Genomic DNA, 23,890 nt, shown 5'->3' on the forward strand with positions numbered 1-23,890 from the left:
AATATTGTTCTTCATCTATCTACATCACATTATAAAAAATATTTGTGTCACAATTTTTCTTATATTGGGATTTTACGGGTTTTCCATTGTTGTTTAGCTGTTATCTCGTCGAGTATATAGGTAACAATAAATCCATACGTCGTCAGTGTGAAAAATGTGTATGCTGATAATGTATTATTAGCCAGGAAATTCCCAAGGAACATGACGTTGACCCCTGCGAGAGAAATGATTAGGGATGCGACGATAGTGACAATGGCGTATATTATCGGGTCATATATGAAACTTCTTTTTTTGTTGTTTTGAAGTGTTAGTGTCCACAAAGCAAAAAATGCGCCCAACCATGCGCCTGCAAGAGTATACCAGTTTGATTTTTCGGTGATGGTAATGAGCGTTGCATCTGTGCATGTGCCGGATAAAAATAAGTTATTTGTCAGACAATCATTGATGGCTTCTACATCTGATACGGGTCTTGCGCCATTCGTTAGATTTGTGAGTGATATGTTTAATTTTGAAGATGAAGAAACGTTCTCCGGTTTCGGTGTGATTATTATTGTTCCACTCCCACCTCCTCCACCTCCACCTCCACCTCCACCGGATGCCTGCGAGACAACAAATGTTAATGCTGTAGCAGTGGAAGCATTGGTATAGGTATCATTTGCGTAGATATGAGAAATACTATATGTTCCAGTGGTTCCGGGATTGTATATGTAAGTCCAGTTGTTTCCAGTCCCGTTGGTCATCGAATAATTGACTTCATTTCCGCCCAAGCTCGTAAAAGTAATTCCAACTGTTACATTCATGAGCGTGTCATTGTCGAGATCTGTAATTTCTGATGTGATGGTTACGGACTGACCGAGTGTGAGTGCTGATGATGATATAGATGTGGAGAATGTGGGAGCATTGTTTGATAATTGAGTATTTAGGGATGTTCCACTGCCGAGAGTGCTGGATGATGTGTTATAACCATGGACACTTATGTTTGACCATGCGTGTACCGGTAGACCAGAATTGTTATAGAAGGTATTTGCACTTCCATTAGTCCAGGTGCCGTTAACTGAGACGTTAAATGAATTCGTATTGACAGATGTGTTCCATGTGTGATTTATCCAAAAATTACCGGAAGATGCTGTTAGATTGAGGGGTGCGCCGGGTGTAGTACTGTTGACAGATACACTGAAGTTTTTGTATGCTAATGAACCATAGCCATCTGATACATTTATTTGCCAATCATAAGTCCCACTGTCCCCGGCTTGTGGTGTCCAGATAAATGTACCGTTGTTGGTGTAGAATGTGCCTTTTGTAGTGGTGTTGGCAAAGGTGGGTGTATCAGAGTCCAAGTCTGAGGATGCAGGGTAGATGGTGAGTGCGCTGCCAATTGTTGCTGTGTAAGTATCGCTGATGTTGCTTATTGATATGGGATTGTTGGAAAGCTGGGTATTCTGGGATACAGGGGTGGCGTTCATTACTCCACTACCTGTTGAGTTATAGGAGTACACACTTATGTTTGACCATGCGTGTACCGGTAGACCAGAATTGTTATAGAAGGTATTTGCACTTCCATTAGTCCAGGTGCCGTTAACTGAGACGTTAAATGAATTCGTATCATATCCTGCGCTGGATGTCCAGGTGTGATTGACCCAGAAATTTCCTGATGTATTTGCGAGATTTGATGGTATAGGTGGAATGAATTGATTTGAAGTATAATGGATAATTTCATATATTTGCGATGAATTTGTTTGGTTGCCGTCTTTTAGAGTGATATTTACGAAATAATCCTGATGAAGAGAAGTGATACTCAATGTTTGGTTATTCCATACACCCAGATTCGCAACAGTAAAATCTCCAAAATACTGGTCACATATTCCAGTTGTATTGTTTCCTGTGCATGCTGAAAAATTTCCTTTTATTTTCAAATCGGTTTTATTTACTACATTACCTGCGCCGGAATTATGGAATGATGTAGTGTTACCACTAGCTGTAAAATTATTTGTTACAAAATAATCGATATCAATAGGAATTATTGGATTATCCGATGCTTGCATTACTGTTATTCCTATTGCGGTTGGGTTAATAGATATGGTTTTTGAAGCACTTGTAACCCATGTTATTTTATCAGTACTGTGATATTCTATGTATGAGCTACCTGATTTTATGAATTTTATATATGTTGGTTTTCCTACTGGACTGCTTCCACTATATGCAGTACATGATTGTGTTCCAGATCCCGCCTTGCTACAGATGGTTACACGTGGTACGCCATCAAAAGCATATTGTAAACGTATCCAGTGCGTGTCGTTTGAATAAAATACAATACTCGCACCTTGATAATTCATTATTGGCAAGGTAGTAATATTCATTATTATTGTCAGGTTCTCGTCTGGAGTAATGTTTGTGTACAGTAATGGAGAATTTACCGCAGAGTACATATCGGTATTGGAAGTGTTAATGGATAAGTATGTAGGATATATCCCCCATGCTCCCACTGGTTCACGTATCCATTTCCATTTTGTGGTATTTAAAATACCAGTAAATTCATCACCATATCCAATAGGAGTGATGATTTTTGAATCCAGGTAGTTATATGTAGTCCCATCAAAAGTAACGTTTTTCCATGGAGTTGTTGTACTACTATTTACAGACACTGAAATAGACATGACACTCGGAACTGAAATAATAAGGATGGTCAGAAATCCGATTATAATTTTTGTCAGTGTGTTAATTTTCATTGGACTACCTCTATTTAATTATTTATATATAAATATGATTTTATTGTCATAATTATATACGGCGTCCGATGTCTTAAATGTTATGTTGAAAAAAATTATAAAAGATAATCAAAAAATGATTATCTTTTTTCGAGCCGGATGTTATCGATGTAGTAGTTATCTCCTGCTGTTGCATATGGAGCTAACCAGAACATCAATCGACCATTTGTTACAGTATATGATGGCGACGTGAATTCTGTCGTATAATCCTGCCATCCCGTGCCGAGATTTACTGTAAGATCGGGCATATATAATGAATATGGAGATGTGTGTTGTAGTAGTCTGACTACTGTATCATGCCCTGAACTAGAGTAAGCCGAGAATGTCAGTCGATAACGCGTATTTGGTTCCAATGTTATCCCTGCTTGATATAACTGGACATTTGACCCGTATCCCATCAGGCTGATTTTTGCTGTGCCGTTTACAACGGTAAATGTACCCGCACTGTTGGTATAGAATGTCCACTGTGTCGTACCCGACTCAAAATCACCGTTCTTAATTAAATTGGCCGATTGTGTTGGTGTCGGAGTGGGAGTAGGTGTAGGAGTAGGTGTAGTTGGGTCTGGTGGAGATGATATTAGTGTTATTGTCATGTTGCTAATATTTGTAAGACTGGATAGGAAATCTATGATTTGTAATATGCCACCAGACACTGTGAAGTTGACATTGTAAACCGCATTGTTATCGTAGGTTGGTACTGCGATAGGAGTTGATGTGTTGGAAGTTGCTTTATTCTCCCAGAGATGTAAGAACTGATAATCATTCCATCCTATGTGAACGATGTCGAAATCTCTATCATTATCGATGTCGGAAACAATAAGACCATGGCTTTCTTTTCCTGAGCCAACGAGATGTTCGGTGAAATTTCCGTTGTTATTTTCGAGGACAAATACACGTTTCTGATTTTGGTGTTCACCCAATACTACGTCGTTGTCACCGTCGTTATCCATGTCTGCGACGCCCATACTTTGTGGGGCATAATAACCGTGGTAAGTGCCGATCGGAATTCTCTCCCAGGATGGATTCTTGAACCAATATACGCTTCCAGGAATTCCAAAGTCAGGATAAGTTTCTTCACTTACTATGATATCTGGAAAGTTGTCTCCGTCAAGGTCTACGATTTCAAAACGGTCTGCTGAACGTTCAGTGGTTCCGATGTTGATTGCTGTCCAGAGTTCGAGTTTTCCCGTGTTTTTATACCAGGAAATATTACTCAGGCCACCATCAGGTGAGCGCGGTTTTCCTATTGTGACGTCAAGGAGTCCATCACCGTCTATATCTCCAACACCGAATCCATCACCACCGGTTGATGTAAGTCGTGTCAAGTTCCATGGATCTGTCATGGGATTTGTTGGTACAGTCAACGCATATAAACCATCTGTGGATATTACTTCGTTACCGCCTTCAAACATTATTTCGATTCGGCCGTCATTGTCAATATCAACAACTCTCGATGCTTGCGGGTTTCTATGATAAGTATTTACATTAGGTATGTTCAGTGTTCTTTGTAGATTTGAGCCCTCAAACCAGTATATGTATGGTAAACTGAAAGCAATTATATCGGTATCCATATCATTATCTATGTTGGCAAATAATGCGCCATCAGAATCTACTGGTAATGTATTTCTTATCCATACACTGCTCATATTACATGATGGATTTTCGTAAACATATTTTCCAGACATAATGGTTTTACAACTTCCGATTGTTGAATTGGTTGCCGATAACCCAAAGTAACTGTAGAAACTCCCTCCATTGTATTTTGCACGATATGAATCCACGGCATGGTATTGCCAGTTATCAAGAGATAAGGTTGTTTTATTCTGTAACCAGATATCTATTCTTGGTATGTCATAGTTGAATGGCTTACCTAAAATATCAAATAGACCATCACCATTTAAATCAGCAACTTTCGATTCATGGTTATCTATTCCCTGTGATAGGTTGGTCATCTCAAATGATCCGTTACCATCACCATAGAATATTATGCTTTTTGAATCAGGATTGCCACCACCTAATCTCATTTCGGCAACAAAGATGTCCTGATTTCCATCGTTGTTTATGTCCGCAACACTCAAGCTATGTCCATTTTCTACGGATGATAGTAGTTCATGTTTGATCCATGTACCATTTGTATATTCATACCAGTTTAGTGCACCTGATTTATCACCGGGAACCATCACTATTTCAGTATTCCCACCTTTTTTAATATCACCAATAGCTATGCGTGGTTCACGCTGTGTATTATCTATTACATTGGCGGTGTAGGTGCCGTTCGTATATTTGAACCATTGGCCTCCTGCAATAATATCAACAAGATTATCTTTGTCTATATCAGATTTCGCCAGTCCTTCTGCATGGACATCACTTGCCCATATTTCTGTATAGTTCCACGATGTAGCGGTTCTTGGATTTACTGGAATATCAGCGATGTATAATTTTGATGGTGTGGCGTAGTTGTTCCAGAATACCAACTCGGTCTTTCCGTCTCCATTGAAATCACCGAATATTTCATCATGATGACCTACGTACCCGGCATTTTTTATTTCATGACGTGCCCATGAGATGGATGGATTGTAGTTCGGGTATGGATTTTCCCACCACCACACCTTGTTACTGCGCCAGTCACCACCAAAGACAATATCAAGATCGCTATCGTTATCAATATCGTAATATGCACCACCGGCCTCTATTGCCAAGATTGTATTTTCCAGATTATATTTTGTCCATCCTGTGCCATTTGTATTGGCGAGGTATAGAACAATTGTGGGTGCATAGTCACGTTTAGTGATTATGAAATCGTTTATACCATCCATATTGACATCTAATACCAGACTTGATGGCTGCCCGGTGTTATATCCAGGATCAGGAATATCACTTGTTTTACTTGTTAAATGCGTCCATTGTGGTGACGCACTGGCTGTACCACCCACCATTAAGATGAGTATTGATAATACAATTACATATCTCATTTGTTATCACCATACAATAATTGACTCGTTAGGTATATATACTTATACATGCGCATGTGTTAGAGTTACTGCTCCCATAGTTCTCTTTTCATATAGAGGTCGTACTCCTCTATTGATAACATCCATGTAAGAAGATTTTTGTTTAAATGAATAAGCATTTTCATATGTTGCATATTCCAATAGGTCTGGTCGCAGTTCTTGATACGGCCATGTTAATTTACCTGCTAAATACGGAGCATGATAGTCATAAGCCAGTTCGAGTCCTCTTCCGTCACCAGTTTTATAATTATACAAGTCCATGTTTTGATGGCGGGCAATTTCCGCAGTTTGTGTCATCGCATTGATTGAATAAATCGAATAGAAAAGCGATCTTGTTCTACTAAGTTCGTTGATTATTTGGCCTTGAGTATTAATTTGTTTGGGGATAAGTTCTTTCCAATACTGGAATGACCAATCCATATCATTACTGTTACCGGTTATCACTGCAGATGAGCTGATAAATAATATTTTCCAGTTTTCATAATTTTGTGGGTTCAACTCTTTGGTTCTTCCACGGCTGGTACTTGTACTCCCAACCCAGGTTTTGAATGCGTTCTTGTCGTTGATATTCCAGCCCTGATAATTCCATATTAAATCAGCACCGTAGTACATGCCAGTAATTGTAATTGGTATTTCAATATAAGCCTGACTATTAAAGGTCGTAACTTTTGGATTCATTTTTGTTGCAGGATTGACTGTCCATGCATTGATAAGTTGTATTGCTTTATCTGCATATTTATTGTCTCCTGTAAGTGCATACGCCAGCCCTAGGTCTCGCACCGCTTTTCCAATTACCATTGCCGAGTTGTAGTCTGTCCTATCTGCATTTGGGTCAAAAACACCATCACTTATATACGGTGGTTCAGAAAAATAATCGTGAATATCTCCACTAGGAGGAGTTTTCCCACCATAAGTAACACTTTGAATTGTTGTACCTAATGCTGATGGAACATCTTCGGACATGAATTTATCATATGCACCTTTCCACGGCTGCTGTCCTAAAGATATTTTGTTTTTGATATTGGTTATCTCATTTGTATTAAGATATATATTTGGGTGATTTCCCGATGGTGCAGGGGTTGATGTAGGGGTAGGGGTAGGTGTTGGAGTAGGTGTTACGTTTATTGGTGTGTCTATCGGTAATTGTTCTCCGGCAACCATTAAAATAATAACTATAAATATAACTGTTTCAAACATTAACCATTTTTCAATCTTGAATTTTACCATATTTATCTAAATATATTTGATGATCTTGACCTTGCATCTTTAGGATTGTTTTCGATACCAATATAGAGGAACAATAAAAGGATTAATATTATTATAAAAGTGATGATATAATGAAGTGTATATGCTGATACTTCTGACCAGCCACGTGATATGAGAAGTTGTACTGCATTGTATGCATCCGAACCGGGTATATTTGGGAGTAATGATGCAAAATTTAGCATCAGAAGAAGAAGACCCACGATTATTATCAAACGGTTAGGATTGTATAGGAGCAGAGTAAATGAAATTATGTATATTGACATGGATGGGAACATGAAATATATCCACAGGCTAGGGGTGGATGCATTAATTGACGCCAGGATATCTGTTGATCCGGTTGCTAGCCCGCTAGTATAATCGGTAACTGGCCATCCATTGATAATTGCAATAAATGAATGTAAATATGGGTCATGAATAAGTGTACCGAGTCCGATGACTATGAAGCCGGTGAGAATTGATAGATACAGGTAGTCGGTGCTTTCTTTTCTCACCATTCATATCACCACGAATAGTATCTGTTGATGTTTATCGGTACCGACAAGGTAGGTGTTGATAGTGGTTCCGTCGTTGGTGAGTTTGAGAAGAACATTCTGGACTTTGACATATGCGATATTGTTTACGAATTCAATATCAAAATTATCAGTTGTTGATGAAATTCGTATCGCAGTTGTTGTAATTGGGATAAGCACAATTTCAGTTGAATCTACAATGACTTTTCCGGCATTGTTAATATTCATTGTACCAATCTTTTGTTCAAATAGGATATTCTGAGAAACTGACGGGTTAATGGTTCGGATACCACTAGCGTATGTGCTATTACCAACCTGCACTTGCCGACCCGTGATTTTGATGTATTCACGTCCGTTAAGAGTTATAATATCGTTAGACGCGAATTGAACCTGGTTTCCGCGAACATTTACGGTGTTATTGATAAAGTTACCGACTGCATTATTAATTACCGTATCGTTTCCAAGAAGGATATGTTGTGGATAACTGGATATTACGATGCTGCTGAATACAAATAGTGAGGAAACGAGAGCTATAATGATGATGGATTTTACGAGCTGTTCGTTATCTTGCATGACGACCTCTTTTTTCCGGACTCTTGAACCAGATATACATGACGATAGATATAATCGCAATTACGGTAAGTACTCCAAATATATCTCCGCTTGCAGATGACAAGATTACTCCAATATTGAAAGTTGCATGGGCAATGATTGCGGAAAGAATATTCTGTGTTATGAATAACAATACTGCGCCTATAATACCAAATATTACAAGTACGAGATACATGGATGTCGATGCGCCCTGTGCAATAAATGTCGGTATATGCATTGCTGTCCAAAAGAGAATAGAAAGAAATAGCGCAACTACTGTATTTTTGAATATTGATTTCAAGGCGAACGGAGCAAGGATAAGTTTAAGGACTTCTTCGGCGGGAGCAACTACCATTACAGTACCCACGATATTTGCTGTAGTTGCAAGTCCTGCCGGTACTACACTGGCTGAAGTGAAATATTGTGCAATAGTAGATAAATCGGGTACAAGGATATTCATTTCTACGTTACTGACGATGAACGAGCCAATAATTAATCCAATTATGCCTCCTGCTATTCCAAGAGGCACAACTGTGAAGATATTTGTCGATGACCATCCAAGTTTGGTCAGGTCTTGTGCGACTGTTCCTTTTCCAGTATCATTACTTGCGGCCAAAGCAAGTCCTGCAAATATGAATAGACTAAAACCAAAATACATCGGATCTTGTAATAAGTATGCAAAAAATGCACTGAATAAACCGGAAAGTATCAGATATCCGGAAACAGCAGATGATGATTGAATGTCAAATTTCATTAGGTTCTCCGTTTGCGTATTCTTGGGTTCATCCAGTCATACCTATGACATTGGGGACATGCTTTCGGTAAAATGTTAGCATACTTACGTAATTTTGAAAACCATTTTCGATCACATTTCAAGCAGTGGCAGTTGGGATTTTCCATAGTTGTAATATATCATTATACTTAAAGTATATAAAGAAGACTCTTGTGAAATTTTAATAAAAAAATAAAAAATAATTGTCTTTATTTCTTGGTAAAGAATAGTACGTATACTAGTCCTACGACGAGGATAAAGACGATTATGTTACGATTTCTTGTATTTTCTTCTTCCGGTGTCTGGGGATTCAGGATTGATGCACCTACGAGACCTGCCTGGTTCTGTTGCGCTATTTGGACATCTAGTGGTACATTACTCAAGTCACGTGTTTCATCATATGCACCTTTCAGTGTCGTGAAGTCACCTGTCGAACTTGCTGTATAAGATCCGTTTGCCGAATTGTAGGTATCGACTGAATAATACCATTTCACACCAAGATCGAGGTTGGATAACGTAAATGCGGGTGTCGCACTTGTATTAGTCCAACTGGTGGTAAATGAATTCGCAAGACCTGAATCTTTACTGTATCTGACACGAGTCCCAACATAGTTATTATTCACTGTATCGGTTGCTGTTATAGTTGCCGTTAGTGTAGCAGCGTTACGAGTTACACTTGATTCCGCTACAGTGAGTGTCGGCGTTATAATGGTCAGTGTCTGGTTACTGAAGTTACTTGCGGCATTGATCAAAGTATTGTTTGATTTTGTTGTGTAACCATTAGCCTTGAAGGTCAACGACACAGTACCGTTGTTGTTGTTAGCCAGTGACCAGAATCCATTAGCGTTAGTGGTTGTAGTGTTTGTGGTGTTTCCAGTGACGGTGACACCTGATAATCCCAGCGTGGTATCGGAAGCATTGACTGTACCGTTCAAGTAGTAAACTGCGGCAGATGCACTCTGTATAAATAGTGCTACTGTTATGACCATGAACAGTACGATTATTGATTTCTTCATATGTTTCCTCATTTTAAAAAATGATGTGGGCTATGCCACAATCATTCTTAAATTGCCACGTCGAATCCGCTTGAAGCACTATTGCTTAACTGGATTTCCATTATTTCAGGGTCTGCATCAAAGATACCATTTGTGGTGCCCATTGCTCTTGCATTGTGGACAATGTACAGTCTGACGTACTCGTCACTGCCGTATGTATCGGTGGTTAGAGTCCATGTCAGGTGATTCTTGTCTGATGCTGTTCTGACAGTGTCAAAGTTATCGGGGATATACCCAACAAAGTAGACTGCTTCAGTTGTATTTGCGCTCGGAAGTACCTGTGCTGCCAAGTCGGTATCGCCAACTCTCAGGGATGTGAACTTCACACTTGATGGTTCGGTTGATCCTGGTTTAACTGCGCGGGCAGAGATTACAAGGTCTTTGAATTTGCTTGTATAGTTCTTATCTGCTTTCATGTATATTGCGCAGTCGAAACATCCTGCACCGGTTGCGGTTGCATTCGAATAGAATGTTACAGTCTGTGATACTGCTGCTGTTCCACCATCGCCGACAGTGTAATTTGTCCTGTCCTGGAATGTGGTATCGGTAAAGTTGTATGCTGCATAATCAAAGAGTGACCATGTGGATTTTCCATCGTTCAGTGTAACGAAGAAATTTTCTGTTGCACGGTTGAAATCAGTGATTGTTGCGAGTTTTGCGGTTGATGCGTTGATTTCTTTTGCCGGTGCTGTATTCAAGGATGCGCCGACTGCTGTGAAAACTACGAACTTATCACCAATTGCGCCGGTGATTGACTGTGACCATGCGCCAGATGATGGAGTGAGTATTGCTGGCTGTCCGCCTGCATATGATTTGAGTGTTGATACGCCGTAATCAGCTATCTGTTTCATGATCTTATATCTTGTTGCCTGTTCATCAAATGCACCTCTCTCATTATAGACTGCATATGATTGATCAAGTAAGACCATATTTGACGTAACACCGGATGCACCGGTTGCACTCAGGGGTTTCAATGTGATTGTTCCGGTTACAGGGGTCATACTGACTGGAGCTGCAGCCTGTTGAACAATAACTGTATTTCTAACAGGTTCTCCGCCCTGCGGTGAAATTTGCCCCGATAAAAGCGATCCTGTTGTCGGTGTCGGTGTGCTTGATGGCGCAGTGAACATCCAATATCCAACTAGCACCACGGCTACTATTGCGAGTATTTTAAGGAGATTTCCTTTATCTTGTTTAGTCATTTTTTTCTTAACCTCCTGTTCAAAAGTAAATTTTTTGAACAGATACAACTAATTGGTTATGTTGGGGTATATAAAGAAACTTATCGTTTTTCATTTCGAAATTTTGAATTTTTCATTTCGAAATTTCGAAAAGTCCGTTTTTCAAGGAAGTGTGAACAATGTTGAAAAATTCGAGATTTCGAAAGACACACGGGAGACATGAAAAAAGACGTATCGTGATTTTAAAAAATAAGAAAATGTTTTGTTAGAGGAAAAACAATAAAAAAATAATTACTGTCGCTAACATACATATGAAGAATGGGAATGCTATAACAACAGTAATATTATATGCGCATGTATCGATAATTTTAATACTATTTTCCGATAACAAAATACCAAATATAACACAGACTATAATAAATGCTAATATACTTGATAGTGCATATGCAATCAACTTAAGTAATAATCTCGGATCATCATGTATAATGAATTCTGTCATATGATTTATTATATTCAAGAAAATAAGTCCGCATATTATTATTACTGACGTGTCCCAGAGTTTTGTGAAGTTATTGTACTCTGATTTTTGTTCTGACATTTGTTATCACCTTGTTAGTTGGATAGGGGATGCGTGGGAATAGGGAGTGTTGGTGGGTTGTATAAAAATGTGCCACGCATCCAAATCATTATACGTATACATAATATTTAAAATTATCGGTTACTGTACAGATGAGTTGCCGTACAAAGAATACTTGTTATCAAAGCAGTGATTGATATTGGTATCATCTGGTTGAACACCAGTGTTATCATGAGGAATACAACTGTTCCGATAAGTACATACATTTGGTACACGGGAATGGTAGCGGGTTGGGATTTCAGGATGTAATTCGGGTCGATTGAGATTTGTTTTAATTCATTGATGTGGACAACATTGATCTTAGAAAGGGATTTGACGGTATCATAAAGTTGCTTGTAGTTGAACATCTCACATTTGTATTCTTCATTGATGTCATTTATCAGGTCTTGTATTGACGTAGGCGTGGTTATCTGAAGCATATCCAAGACGACACGATATTCCGGTTTGACATTACGTATGTCGTTTTTATTTTCTATATCCAGTAGGATTTGTTCTCGGTTTGGAGGATTTTCAGTCATGTGTAGTTGTAAATTTGTAGAATTGTAAAGTTGTAATCATAGCTTGTACAGCCACCACAGTTGTTCGTTGTGCGAGGAGGTTGTTTTATCTTTTCGAGATTGTGGAGTTGAGTTTTGCATAGAGTTGTCTTGCTTTTACAATATTACTTTTTTCTATTCCATGTCTTGGCCAGATTAATGGGATTTCTATTCCTGTTACTCTGGTTAATTCTTTGTATTCAGCATATTTTTCATATATGCGACGCCCTTTGTTTTTCAGGTATCGGTAAAGGTATCGGTCTTTGCATTTTGTGAGATTGGGATTTTGGTATCTCCAGATATATCCGGATTGTTTTGCACGTTGTACTCCAACCAGCCTGCTTAATTGGTCTCGTACTGTATGAAGATCGACTCCTGATAATTCAGATATTTCTCTTGATGATAAGTATTTGTCAGAGTCATGGATTACCGAAAGTATAAGGAATTTTGTTTCATTGAATTTATTTTTTTCTTTCAAGTTTCATCAATCCTATACACTTTTCTTAGTTTTTCTGTAATATCAAATTTCTCTTCTATTAGTTCACTGACTTTGAGTGTTTTAACATATCGTGAAAGATTTGTTTTATCTACACCTGATAATTCTGATAACGCCGCGAATCCTATAGCACCAGATTCGCCGTATGGTATGAATTCCAAGAGTTCCATGTATTTTGGTGTTTTGGTTTTTTCTTTCGTAGAAGGTTCCGGTGTAGTTGTTTCATCGGAACGGGACTCTGATATTAACATAGTGTCCAGTGCTTCAGGGACGGAAAATAATGCGTCGGAATCTTTTGATTTGTAAATCATCTCTCCGTCTTTGAGTTCATGGAAACTATATTTAGATGCGAAAGATGAGAGAGGACATGGGAATGATACTGTTTCTCCGGCAACTTTGTTGATGTATGTCGGGTGTTCCGGCGTGAAACCCATTATTTGTGTCCATGTCTGTTTTTCAAACCTTTTCATCTGTTTTTCAAGGTCGTCGGATTTTGCTTTCACCTTAGACAGTTCGAGTTCAAGGTCTCCGTTAGTATGTTCGAGTGATTTTATTTTTTCATACAACTCGTCGGATAGGTTTTTGTTGTTAGTAGATTCTTCTTTCATGCGGGCATGGGCAGAGTTGAGAGATTCGACAGTGGACTGTAAAGTATGGATTTCCCGGATGTATGCTTCTTTCTTTGCATTGTTTCCATTTCGTTCCTGGTCAAGTTTTGTCATGTAATCCTGACGGATACGGTTAAGTTCTTTGTCTTTTTCATGGAGACCTTTCTGGATTTCTTGGGAAACGTAGGCTGAAATCAGGGTTTTTTCCCATTCCATGTATTGAATTTTCAGGTTGAGAGGTACTGAACATATTGTGTAGTATGATTTGGCAAATTCTGAGATTCGTGGATCATCGAAGAGGATAATTTTATCGAAACGGCGCAGGCAGGATGAAAGAAAATCCTGGATAGATGTATACGATTCACGTATCTGGACTTGTAATTCTGGTGATGTGGTCTGGAAATGAGATTCATATAGTTGCGGATGTTGATATTTTTCAAGTAAGAGTTGAATGATACCAGTGAGACTGAGTTGGATTTGTTGTTTACCGGATGTCAGTAACAGAGTTGTGCCATTAAGAGATGGGATGATTGGTTGCTTGAAGAACAGAAAATCGTCATAGAACAAGTTAAAAGCCGTTGGAGTAGGAAGTATTACATCGCCGTTGATGATAACTTTTGGAAGGTCGTGTTGTGGATTTGTTTTCACTGGCTCATCGCAGTCGATGCAGGTATCGAATCCATCGTGAATTTGTATTTGACGCTGCGGCTTCCATTTGTGGCATATACTACATTCAAATATGAGTTCGTTCAGTACCGTATCGAATTTTGGTGATGGTTTTGTGTACATAGTGAATTTAATCTACGTGTTTTGTTTTACAAGGGAGGATTTTTGCATACATATCGAGGTCGGGGATGGATGGGTCGCCACTGCCGTTTATGAATATGTGCGCAAATCCTGACCCACTTAGTGTGGTTCCGTTCTTTAACGTGAGAGATTTTGACATCTGGATAAAATATGGTGTGTTTCCGTTGAAGACCCATTCCTGTATATCATCCTGGTTCTGGTATCCCCAGATACGAGTTGCTCCCCATGCACGAGCCTGTAGATGAATAAGTGAAAATCCATCTGATGTTGCATCTGATGCTTTTTTCCCGATATAGGATTTGGCTTCATCGAGTACTATTACAGGTTGTAGTGTCCTGTCTGCACGCATTGCGTCAAAAATCTGCTGGCAGATGGTAGAAACAATTGCATTTTTACGGCAATCATTTGCTTTTGATGTTCCAAGGTTGATTACGGATATGCGGCCGGGTCGGTTTGCACGGGGTGGGTGAAGCATTTCTTTTACATCTGTGCCATCGTCTCTGATTATTCCCATGAGACAAAGTGGGTCAAAAATATTTATCAGTGATGAGATTGACCGTTTGAGTGTCGGATCTTCCATACCCGTGGAAAGTTGTGTTTTGATATAATCAATTGTCTTCTCGTGATTCGGAATATTCAGGATTCGTTTTAATTGATTGTGGTACATTCGTCCTGTAGCATCTACATTACCCAGTTCAAAAAATGCTTCTGCGGTGATGGCAGATGTTTTTATGGATAAAAGTTTGTCTACGTGAAAATCTCGTCGCATAGTATCTAATCCGAGTACTGGTTCATCATATGATGGCGAATAAACGATGACTTCGGGTATCGCAACAGGTTCGATATCAAGTGAACGAAGTTTCGCTATCATTGGTTCTCGGTCTTGTTTATGTTTGAATGACCAGTACTGGTTTTTTGTATCATCAAAAATGATTACACATCGTCCCTCCACGATGGAAAAATATTCAATAAGGTTACGCATAGCGACGCTTTTTCCACTGCCACTTGATCCGAATACGCCTATTGCCCAGTTGGTACCGACAATTTTGGAGAATGGAAGATATGATTGACCTGGGAATATTTCACCAGTGTACGGGTTGATGTGGTCTCCAATCCTGATTGCGCGTTCCTGACGCGGTATCTCGTCTTTTCGTTGTGTGATGGGATGTGTACGTCCGGGGTGGATGCGCCTGAATGGAGTATGTGCAACACCGGTTTGCGGCATCCGACGATCGAGAAATGTAATTGCGCTCATGTATCGAATGCATCTCCTATGTCTCTTGATTTTGGTTTATACTCAGTTTGTTGATATGGAAGATATGGTTCGTATGGTGGCCGCATAAAGTTGTCGGATGGGTCTGTAGAAGATCGGGTTGATGGTGGTTGGATCTCAATATATCGGCCGCCTACACCAAGGGTGCCACATAAGCGATGATATAACAGATTCATTTTTTTCAGAGCTGGGTCAACATCAAAGTATGGATACAGATAAACGCCCAGTTCTGCGTTGTACTGAAAAAAAAGTGTGCCACGATGGAAATTGTAATTCTGGACGAAGTTATAGATTATATTGAGGAATTTATCGAAATCGGGTGATGATTTCGTGAACCTGATATATGAATCCAGTGTGCTATGCGCCGCGCCAAGTGTTTGATTGAGACTCAGGATTTTCTGGAAAAATTCTATATCCTCTTCTTCATTTAGCTGGAAATGTAATTTATCGTTGACAATGACTTTTCTTTGCATCAGTGTTTCAAGTGTTTCAAATGGTGTTTTTATCTGGGAAACCAGTATGTAAAGGTCGGTTGCGATTTCCTTAAGTTTTTCTCTTTCACTGTCAGATAATTCTAGGTCGAGTGGTTCTTTTACTATCGGTGCCTGTAGTTCGTTATCTGACATATTGTTGTGCCTGTAGTGGTTTTCCGCCGATGATTATTTGCGGTGGTTGTTCCTGGTTTGGTGCGGTGGCCGAGTTAGGTGTTGATTGTTCTCTTTCCATTTTATCTAACATTTCTTTGATGCGGAGTTGTAATTCGGTATCAGATAATTGTTTATTGTCATGCTGTGCTGCATAGTTCATTACCTGCTGTGTTGGTGATACCGGTGTAACTGGTTGTGTCTGCACTGATGTACCGATGATGTTACGGATAAAATCATCACCAAGTACCGTTCGCACCTGCTGGAATAACATTGCTTTCATCGGATCGTTCATCACACCATCTGCTTCTGCCATAGCGGTGATTTTACGCATTTCCAGACGAATCTGTTCTACTGTCTTTTTCATTTCATCGTCGTGAACTTTATCCCATGGCGCATTGATACCATATTTTCCCTCGGCTAGTTTTATTCCTTTGTTCATGTCTTTTTTGACTTCGAGACGCAGGTTAATCACTTCTTCCATCATCAATTCATAATTGTCAAGGAGACTGCTTATTTTTGCCTGTAGTAATGCGATTGTGGATAGACCACCGGCAACACGGGTTACTAGAAGTCGGTTTTCATTCCTGTGTTTATAGACATCTGCTATTGATTTCTTGTTTTCTTGAAGAACTTTTGATACATAATCTTCATTAAGTGCCAGCTCTTGTAATTCTTCGGGTGAAAGCTGCGGTGTGATTTCTATTAATGTGAGTTGTCGATTATTCCATAGTGTTTCTGAATGTGGCGGGTTTTGCTTCAGGTTTCCCCATATGAGTATGTTACCGTCTGGGTCGACACATTTTACGGAATTTGGAGATATGTCATTCGTGGAAACAATATACTTGTCGTGAAAATGACCATCGCCAATATTGCGCAGGTATGGAAAATTACCGAGAGGTTTATGTTTTATTGCGAAAAACAATGCCTCATGGTCACGATACATGTCATCGGGATATACTGTCTTACCGGTTTCATCAAGGAACTTTCCTGGTACATATGGCGGTGCCCTAATACCATATTCAGGATCGTATATTCCTATTGGTGTCACGGCAAATCCTTTACCAGTAGTCTCAATTAATGAGATATGTGGTAACAACCAGTAAGACCGATATGCAAAATTTATTTCGGTCATTTGGTTAACCTATTCTATTACCCGATTGTATGTGATTCCCGCCACCGCCTTTCTTTTTCTTCATGTAGAAAATCACGATAACAATAACCGCACCGAGGATTATCAATATCATATTGGTGTCGAATCCTCCGACAGTGGGTTGAACCTGGTTAGCCTTTACTGTTGCAACAGGTGCGACACCATCTTGTTTTGATGCTGCATTGAATACTACTTGCTGTGTTGTGCCAGAATCTGTCTTGTAGATGAGTGTGTATGTACCTGGTTGGCTGAAAGTCAGATCATGAGTATTTGCAGTCTGTGACGATATTGTTACTCCACCTAATGTGTCGAATTTTCCATTCTCCGACATTGGCATGGTCTTGATTACACCAACAACTACATCATACGGTGCAGTTGGAAGCGGTGCGGTTTTTGAGGATGATGTTGATTCTGCCAGTCCTTTGATTGTAATTGTGTAGGTATTGGTTTTTTCCGTTGACCATGTTCCAGTAGTGGTGGATTTGATTTTAAATGTGTATTTCGTATTTGATTTCAGGACATAATACATCGTATCTTCGCCCTGTACCGGCTGGAAATCATCATATATACCATCTGTTTCAACAGACATGATTGATATTTCGCCGTAGTTGCGGTGAATATATAGATTAAGGGATTTTTGTGATGTGCTTGACGACCAGCCCGATTTCTGATTATATTGGATTATGTCGAAAGTTGCTGATGCATCATCCTTTGGTACATTGATCCGGTTGGATGAGTCTGGTTTCAAGTACACATCTATTGGTTCTCCGGAACCTCCGGATGTGTTGGCAGAAGATGTTGTGAGTAATTTTATGTCTGTAACAGTGAGTCGGATATCACCGACGTTCTGAGGAGTTGTTTCATTTGGCGTGTTTATGCATGTTCCTTTGATACACGCAGATTGTGATTTCCCAAGCGCTGCATCGGTTGCTGTCCCGCCCACGATACGGAACAGTATTATGGTATTTTGATTACCGATATCCGCATATGTTACAGTCGTACCATATATGGTTTTGGAATCCGTCAAGTTAAGCGTGAATGATATTGGTGTTGACCATGCATTTGCTCCTCCTGTTGCCTGAACTGTTTCCATAGTAGATGTGACCATGAAATTATCCGCACCCATCGCTGTGCTGGTCAGAAATGTAATGGCAAATAAGATTAAGAGTAGTTTTCTGTTCATGGTTACACCTTAGATAATTTTTTGATTATTTCTTCATCTTTTTTAATGTACTCAAGAACTTGAGGTTTCATTGTAAAATCATTCATTAACATTTCAAGGAATTTATCATTAGTTAATTTTCTGTCACCAATTAATTTAGCTGTAAATTCTTTGAACTGGCTAAAAGAATTAAATATTGGGTCATTAACGGGGATATTTTTAGACATAATGAAGAATATAAGTATTGTATTTGTATATAAAGGATTTGAGTTAAATAATGGAATAACGGAATAATTATTTAATTATTCACTAAATTTCGGAAAATAGGAAGCGTAGAGGTGCGGTTAAATTTGAGTTATAGGACTTGGTGGGGTAGTTTGATATAGGACGCGGTAAGAAATCGTCCTATAAGTGAAATTTAAAGGCAAGAAAAAAGAAGTATTGGGAGATGGCAAGGAGAATTAGTTTATTGTTACCTCTTTCATGACTTTCTTATATGCCATGTCTTGTCGCTTTTTGGATTCATACATGTCTTACCTGAATCACTCATTATCCATCCAGAATTACAGATATTCAGGTAATACTCAGGTGTAATTCCATCCATAAATAGCATTGTCTGACCGGTTGGTTTTCCGGTTGTTAAATCAAATTCTTCCCACTGTTTCATTTTTCTCGCCTAGATATTTCTTCATCATTTCTTTTATATCGTACTCGTGTTGCAATCCCCTTAAATTCGGAATCGCTTCTTTCAATCTGCACCATTCCGGAATTGTATTTATATCTACGATTTCTCTTGGTTGGCTCTCTGGATCGAATGTATATGTTGTTGTTGAATTTAAACAAACATAATGGATATTTTTTCCAAAAAACTTCTTTCCTGTTGTTTTCCTATAAGGACAATGTGAACATTTGTCTATAATTATTATTTTTGTCATTTGATTATTCCTTACTTGTATTCTCATTCTTTTACTTTTCCAATTGTATAGTGGTGGATACCAAAAATAACAAGTATCCATAATAATACGTTATAATGTTCTGGGTACAATGATATTGTTGTAGAGATGAAACCGATGGCTAAAGTGATAACGACGATGATTGTTATGAATTTAAGCCATGTAAGGAATTTCGTTCTTTTTCAACATTCCCTCCGGCAAATACCACTGTTCTGCAACCATCGGCGGTTTTGTAGTGGCAGAATTGTAATGCACATATCTTAGCATTTCTCTCTGTCAGAGTGCCATAGGTACACTCCGCCCAATGTTTAGACTTACAGTATTTTGTTCTTGATTTCACGCTTCTTTTAACGCGCATGAGTCCTGTATCTCCTGATGGCATTTATCACACACCACTCATATACACAATCAGGCCATCGCCTTCGAATTGGTCAATTATATCGTCAAGGGCTTTTTTGAATTGTTTGTAGTTCTTGTGCTGCACATTAAGGTCAAGCCGAATACTTGCCTCAAGACCATCTTTTCCAACGAAAAAAGAGCCACACATCTGTTTTTCTGATGGTGGTTCTTGTGGTAATGTGTTATCAAGTGATGTTGATTGCATCTTATTCTTCTCGTGCGATTTGGTGGATCAGGTTTACAAGTTGTTGTTCTACTGGGATTTTTTCGGTGTGCTCTTTGATACGTCGGCAACCATTATCTGGATGTGGAGTATTGATTACATTGCCGATATCGGCAAGACATTCAACAGGGTGCCAATATTTGTCACCACATATGTCGCATGTTTTGATGACATTTATTTTGTCATCAGAACTAATATAAAAATCTATGTTATCCACGGTGAAAATTATATATCCACCTTTTCTTTTTACGTCGATTATGCCACTGAATGATTCAATGGCGTCATATTTATTTGTTCCCAAACTGAAAACTTTTCGAATATTATCTGTCGCTTTTTCGATGAATACTTGATCTCTTCTTTCTTGCTTGATTTTTTGTTCGTTATTTCTCTTAGTTGAGAATTCTATGCATTTGTCTTTGAAATTCATGTTATCACCACATGTTAATTGGTTTGAAGGTATATATACTTTGGTGTTCGATGGTTCTGTCAAGTTTACGGTTGATGATGAACCATCAATGGATTTGTCATGTTGAGTCTTCTTTTGGCGTTGGCTTCGGTAATCTCAGTTTATTCCCACAAATCGGGCAGGATACTTGAGCAGGATAGTTCTTAAGTCCAGTATATTCCCAACAGTGTTTGCAGTCAGGGCGTTTACATTGTAATTTCATGATTTACCTCAAACAATCCAGACATATAAAACTCGGATTTCCAAGATTACTGTGTGGATCATCGATACAATTCGGTTTTATCTTTAGACATGCGCCACAGTATTCTTCAAAGACACCATCGTCTGGTAATGGACACCATTTAGGAATAATTGTTAATTCTTTTCCTAAAAATTTCTTTGCCTTATCACAAAAAGCTCCCTGTATATTAGAGGTATTTTTTTTATTTGGGCACTCTATACAATTATGTATTTCTATTTTTTTCATAGTAGTTTACCTCATATTATTTTCAGGGCAATTTTACAATCTGGGCAAATACCCTTATTTTTAGAGTATTTGACATATTCACTGAAACCACACTTTTCACATCGATATGTTTCCCAATTTCTAAAATGTCCTTTTGCCATAGTAGTTCACCTCAAAAATTTAAACCTTTTGATATACTTTCATTCTTAAGTAAGTTAATACCGTATTCCATGATTCTCGGCTAACGGACTCACATTTAAGCCACACAGATTTATCGTTGAATCTTACAACTTCAGTATAATTCTTGAAAGTTTTACCATTATAATACACTCCGAATTTATCGCCTATTTTTGTTTCAGACTTTAATTTTTCTATTGCTTCCTTGTTTATCATTTTCTTATCCTCCTTTTATCTTAGCATATTGGTACGTACATACATACATACTACGTACATCCTTATAAAGATATTGGTTAGTTTCCATCGGAGTAATAAGTTAGCACTTTTAAAAGGATAAGCTTTTTATACTAACGTATCATCTATAAGGATATGGTTCTTACACCAAACGCAGAAACTAAGAAATTCTATGCTTATTGTCGAGAAAGTATAGATTTAGAGTCTGGCATCAAAATTCAAAAAGATGCTATTACAAACTATGCTCAAGCAAATAACATTGAAATCTTAAAATGGTTTATTGACAATGATTCAAGTGCTTATGAGTATAGACCCAACTATGATAAGATGATGAAAATAATACTTGAACCTGAAAACTCATGCGATGGGATTATATGTCATACTTTGTCAAGGTTTGGAAGATCAACTAATTTTGTTCTTGAAGCAAAGACCAATCTTACTCATAATAATAAAGAATTGATTTTGATTAAAGAACAACTTGATACTACTACCCCACACGGAAGGCTACAATTTGGTATCTTTGTTCTTTTCAATGACTTTGAGCATGACTTAATCCTTGAACGAACACAGGCGGGGATAAAACATGCTTTAAAGAATGGTACTAAATCCGGAAAACCTATGCATAGACCACCTAAAAAAGTGGACTGGAAGAAATTCGATGAAATGATTGAAAAGCAAATATCCGTACCGTCTATTGCAAAGATGCTTGGAATGACTAAAAAAACACTATATAACAAAATAAAGGATAGAAAATAATGATTCAAATAAACATACCAGAACTATCTAAACTTACACGATATAAAGCAAGACCATGCATTTCTAAGTTTCATCCTCCAACTGGCAAGTATCAGTTAAAGAATGAAGCTATACCTAAGATAAGTGGGATATACGCAATTTTAAATAAATCTAATAATATTATCTATATCGGACAATCAGTAAATATCCAAAGCAGAATCGCCCAGCATTTAGGAATAAGTCCTTACAGTTCTGCAATAAGCGATAAAGACGATATTGAAGATGTGGTTATAGTTCCAACAACAGAATTACTTTACAGTATTGATGGAATTGAACGAATTTATATTGATATGTATCAACCGAAATATAACGATATACCAACAGAAAATAATAACATATTGATTGAAATGCAGCGGGCAGCTTTGAAAGACATTCCGCTACGGTGAATACAATGGCATAAATAATAAGAGGTAATACAAATGAAAAAGCAAACACAAGTGAAAATCCCTGAAAAATACGAAACAGAAATACGTAAACTATTCAACGAAATTGAGTCTCTACGTTCTGAAAAAGTGGATAGAAGTAAGGAAATCAAAGCTAGAGAAGTAAGACTTGAAGAAATAAGAAAAGAGTTTCTAAAAGAATGCCTACAAGACAAGTAGGTATTATTTTTTATATATACGATTTTAAGATACCTTTAAATACTATTAGTGTGTATTAGTGTATTGTAGTGTGATACACTATAATAAGGAGGAAAATGAAATGGTAAAATGTGGAATTTGTGATATACAAATGGATTTAGGTGCTTGCTCTCAAACATTTGGGATATATACCCAAGATATAGACGAAAATGAGAAACATCGAAAAGAGAGGATACACCTATGTGAATCCTGCAATAGAAAGGTAAAAATATTTGTGTTGGGTCTACAAATTGAAGCCAGAAATACAGACATAGGAGCGATAAAAATATGAATAAATGCCAGGAATTTTTAAAGGCGTTTCGAAAAGTCGTGGGTGCAAAACCACACGAGAAAATAGATAAGAGATACAAACCATATCTTGCCCCTGATAATGAATATTATGAAGCACACTGTGGATATTGTGCAGAAGTTAAATATTTAGAGACAATTTATCATTAATTTTTTGAGGAAACACTATGAAAATAAATAAAAAAGATTTTGAAAAGGCGGAAGAACTTGTATCAGATGCAGAGGAAATGGCAGATGATGCATTTAGAATTTTGAAGAAGTACATGACAGAAGACGAAAGGTTAATCCATAATGGTGGAACAGATATTGCGGGTGAGTTACGGAGTGCAATACTTACACTAGCAGGAGTATCTACCGAATTGATGGAAATGGCAGATGGGAAATAGTATGAGTGAAAGCCTAGAATCCGAAATAAAATTTCCTCTAACAAAGTACGAACGTGGTATTTTTGTAGAATGTTCATGTAAATCTATCGAAGAGTTGCCATTAGACGAATCACAACCCATTCGGATTACAGGAAGACCAAAGAACATTGCAGAGGGGAACTGTTCACAATGTAAGAAACGTATTATTGTATATGCTTCTATATGGATTGGTGATTGAAATGGCAGAACGAATTATAATCGACTCAGATGATGCACTTGTCATTCATAAGCGTGTAGGTGCTTCCGGTCAAATCAGCGTAGGGACTGAATATGCTGGAAGGTTGGTCACTGCGTATATCGTACTGAAAAAAGAAGCCCGAATTGAGAGAAACTACAAAGGAGGACGAGTCTCATGATTAAAAAGATAATATATTATAT

At 38.1% G+C, this 23,890-nt stretch carries 26 protein-coding genes; 6 read left to right on the forward strand and 20 right to left on the reverse strand.

Going from position 1 to position 23,890, the window contains the following annotated elements:
- Positions 1–59: 59 nt before the first annotated feature.
- From WC623_RS22230 to WC623_RS22240, 3 genes are all read right to left on the reverse strand, one after another.
- The gene (locus WC623_RS22230; protein ID WP_372855294.1) at positions 60–2,726 is read right to left on the reverse strand and encodes a hypothetical protein; all 2,667 of its coding nucleotides are present in this window, start codon (positions 2,724–2,726) and stop codon (positions 60–62) included.
- Positions 2,727–2,845: 119 nt separating this feature from the next.
- Complete coding sequence (locus WC623_RS22235; protein ID WP_372855296.1) at positions 2,846–5,737, reverse strand: FG-GAP-like repeat-containing protein; 2,892 nt, start codon at positions 5,735–5,737, stop codon at positions 2,846–2,848.
- A gap of 42 nt (positions 5,738–5,779) precedes the next feature.
- Entirely contained in the window at positions 5,780–7,003 is a 1,224-nt protein-coding gene (locus WC623_RS22240; RefSeq protein WP_372855298.1) for an alginate lyase family protein, read from the reverse strand.
- A 150-nt stretch (positions 7,004–7,153) separates the two neighbouring features.
- Here WC623_RS22240 and WC623_RS22245 point away from each other — a divergent pair, with 150 nt between their 5' ends.
- Positions 7,154–7,399 (forward strand): hypothetical protein, encoded by a 246-nt coding sequence (locus tag WC623_RS22245; RefSeq protein WP_372855300.1) that lies wholly within the window; start codon positions 7,154–7,156, stop codon positions 7,397–7,399.
- 137 nt (positions 7,400–7,536) lie between these two features.
- On the opposite strand, the gene WC623_RS22250 is transcribed toward WC623_RS22245, so the two are convergent.
- From WC623_RS22250 to WC623_RS22330, 17 genes are all read right to left on the reverse strand, one after another.
- A complete protein-coding gene (locus tag WC623_RS22250; RefSeq protein ID WP_372855302.1) occupies positions 7,537–8,124 on the reverse strand; it encodes a hypothetical protein in 588 nt (195 codons plus the stop codon).
- The gene (locus WC623_RS22255; RefSeq protein ID WP_372855304.1) at positions 8,114–8,896 is read right to left on the reverse strand and encodes a CPBP family intramembrane glutamic endopeptidase; all 783 of its coding nucleotides are present in this window, start codon (positions 8,894–8,896) and stop codon (positions 8,114–8,116) included. Before WC623_RS22255 ends, WC623_RS22250 begins: the two co-directional genes overlap by 11 nt.
- Before the next feature lie 227 nt (positions 8,897–9,123).
- Entirely contained in the window at positions 9,124–9,930 is an 807-nt protein-coding gene (locus tag WC623_RS22260) for a carboxypeptidase-like regulatory domain-containing protein (RefSeq protein ID WP_372855306.1), read from the reverse strand.
- 47 nt (positions 9,931–9,977) lie between these two features.
- On the reverse strand, positions 9,978–11,171 hold the full coding sequence (locus WC623_RS22265; protein ID WP_372855308.1) for a hypothetical protein: 1,194 nt from the start codon (positions 11,169–11,171) through the stop codon (positions 9,978–9,980).
- A gap of 1,219 nt (positions 11,172–12,390) precedes the next feature.
- The gene (locus tag WC623_RS22270) at positions 12,391–12,801 is read right to left on the reverse strand and encodes a hypothetical protein (protein ID WP_372855310.1); all 411 of its coding nucleotides are present in this window, start codon (positions 12,799–12,801) and stop codon (positions 12,391–12,393) included.
- Positions 12,798–14,216: a hypothetical protein gene (locus WC623_RS22275; protein WP_372855312.1), complete on the reverse strand. Its 1,419-nt coding sequence runs from the start codon at positions 14,214–14,216 to the stop codon at positions 12,798–12,800. The genes WC623_RS22270 and WC623_RS22275 overlap by 4 nt, the downstream gene beginning before the upstream one ends.
- A gap of 7 nt (positions 14,217–14,223) precedes the next feature.
- Positions 14,224–15,489, reverse strand: a complete 1,266-nt coding sequence (locus WC623_RS22280; protein WP_372855314.1) for a helicase HerA domain-containing protein — start codon at positions 15,487–15,489, stop codon at positions 14,224–14,226.
- Positions 15,486–16,133 carry a hypothetical protein gene (locus WC623_RS22285; RefSeq protein ID WP_372855316.1) on the reverse strand — a complete coding sequence of 216 codons (648 nt, stop codon included), beginning with the start codon at positions 16,131–16,133 and terminating at the stop codon, positions 15,486–15,488. Before WC623_RS22285 ends, WC623_RS22280 begins: the two co-directional genes overlap by 4 nt.
- Positions 16,123–17,286: a hypothetical protein gene (locus tag WC623_RS22290; RefSeq protein ID WP_372855318.1), complete on the reverse strand. Its 1,164-nt coding sequence runs from the start codon at positions 17,284–17,286 to the stop codon at positions 16,123–16,125. The genes WC623_RS22285 and WC623_RS22290 overlap by 11 nt, the downstream gene beginning before the upstream one ends.
- A 4-nt stretch (positions 17,287–17,290) precedes the next feature.
- Complete coding sequence (locus WC623_RS22295; RefSeq protein ID WP_372855320.1) at positions 17,291–18,412, reverse strand: hypothetical protein; 1,122 nt, start codon at positions 18,410–18,412, stop codon at positions 17,291–17,293.
- 77 nt (positions 18,413–18,489) lie between these two features.
- Positions 18,490–18,693, reverse strand: coding sequence for a hypothetical protein (locus WC623_RS22300; RefSeq protein WP_372855322.1), 204 nt, complete (start codon positions 18,691–18,693; stop codon positions 18,490–18,492).
- A gap of 254 nt (positions 18,694–18,947) precedes the next feature.
- The gene (locus WC623_RS22305; protein ID WP_372855324.1) at positions 18,948–19,133 is read right to left on the reverse strand and encodes a hypothetical protein; all 186 of its coding nucleotides are present in this window, start codon (positions 19,131–19,133) and stop codon (positions 18,948–18,950) included.
- Positions 19,111–19,401, reverse strand: coding sequence for a hypothetical protein (locus tag WC623_RS22310; protein WP_372855326.1), 291 nt, complete (start codon positions 19,399–19,401; stop codon positions 19,111–19,113). Before WC623_RS22310 ends, WC623_RS22305 begins: the two co-directional genes overlap by 23 nt.
- A 403-nt stretch (positions 19,402–19,804) precedes the next feature.
- Positions 19,805–20,023 carry a hypothetical protein gene (locus tag WC623_RS22315; RefSeq protein WP_372855328.1) on the reverse strand — a complete coding sequence of 73 codons (219 nt, stop codon included), beginning with the start codon at positions 20,021–20,023 and terminating at the stop codon, positions 19,805–19,807.
- 1 nt (position 20,024) lies between these two features.
- Positions 20,025–20,468: a hypothetical protein gene (locus WC623_RS22320; RefSeq protein WP_372855330.1), complete on the reverse strand. Its 444-nt coding sequence runs from the start codon at positions 20,466–20,468 to the stop codon at positions 20,025–20,027.
- A gap of 244 nt (positions 20,469–20,712) precedes the next feature.
- Positions 20,713–20,973: a hypothetical protein gene (locus WC623_RS22325; protein ID WP_372855332.1), complete on the reverse strand. Its 261-nt coding sequence runs from the start codon at positions 20,971–20,973 to the stop codon at positions 20,713–20,715.
- A 159-nt stretch (positions 20,974–21,132) separates the two neighbouring features.
- Entirely contained in the window at positions 21,133–21,345 is a 213-nt protein-coding gene (locus tag WC623_RS22330; protein WP_372855334.1) for a hypothetical protein, read from the reverse strand.
- Between the two features lie 153 nt (positions 21,346–21,498).
- On the opposite strand from WC623_RS22330, the gene WC623_RS22335 reads away from it, so the two are divergent.
- From WC623_RS22335 to WC623_RS22355, 5 genes are all read left to right on the forward strand, one after another.
- The gene (locus WC623_RS22335; protein ID WP_372855336.1) at positions 21,499–22,119 is read left to right on the forward strand and encodes a recombinase family protein; all 621 of its coding nucleotides are present in this window, start codon (positions 21,499–21,501) and stop codon (positions 22,117–22,119) included.
- Positions 22,119–22,544: a GIY-YIG nuclease family protein gene (locus tag WC623_RS22340; RefSeq protein ID WP_372855338.1), complete on the forward strand. Its 426-nt coding sequence runs from the start codon at positions 22,119–22,121 to the stop codon at positions 22,542–22,544. Before WC623_RS22335 ends, WC623_RS22340 begins: the two co-directional genes overlap by 1 nt.
- Positions 22,545–22,577: 33 nt before the next feature.
- On the forward strand, positions 22,578–22,760 hold the full coding sequence (locus WC623_RS22345; RefSeq protein WP_372855340.1) for a hypothetical protein: 183 nt from the start codon (positions 22,578–22,580) through the stop codon (positions 22,758–22,760).
- 494 nt (positions 22,761–23,254) lie between these two features.
- Positions 23,255–23,473 carry a hypothetical protein gene (locus WC623_RS22350; RefSeq protein WP_372855342.1) on the forward strand — a complete coding sequence of 73 codons (219 nt, stop codon included), beginning with the start codon at positions 23,255–23,257 and terminating at the stop codon, positions 23,471–23,473.
- Position 23,474: 1 nt separating this feature from the next.
- The gene (locus tag WC623_RS22355) at positions 23,475–23,690 is read left to right on the forward strand and encodes a hypothetical protein (protein ID WP_372855344.1); all 216 of its coding nucleotides are present in this window, start codon (positions 23,475–23,477) and stop codon (positions 23,688–23,690) included.
- Positions 23,691–23,890 lie beyond the last annotated feature (200 nt).

The sequence above is a fragment of the Pedobacter sp. genome (assembly GCF_041645105.1).
In the GTDB taxonomy this organism is placed as follows: domain Bacteria; phylum Bacteroidota; class Bacteroidia; order Sphingobacteriales; family Sphingobacteriaceae; genus Pedobacter.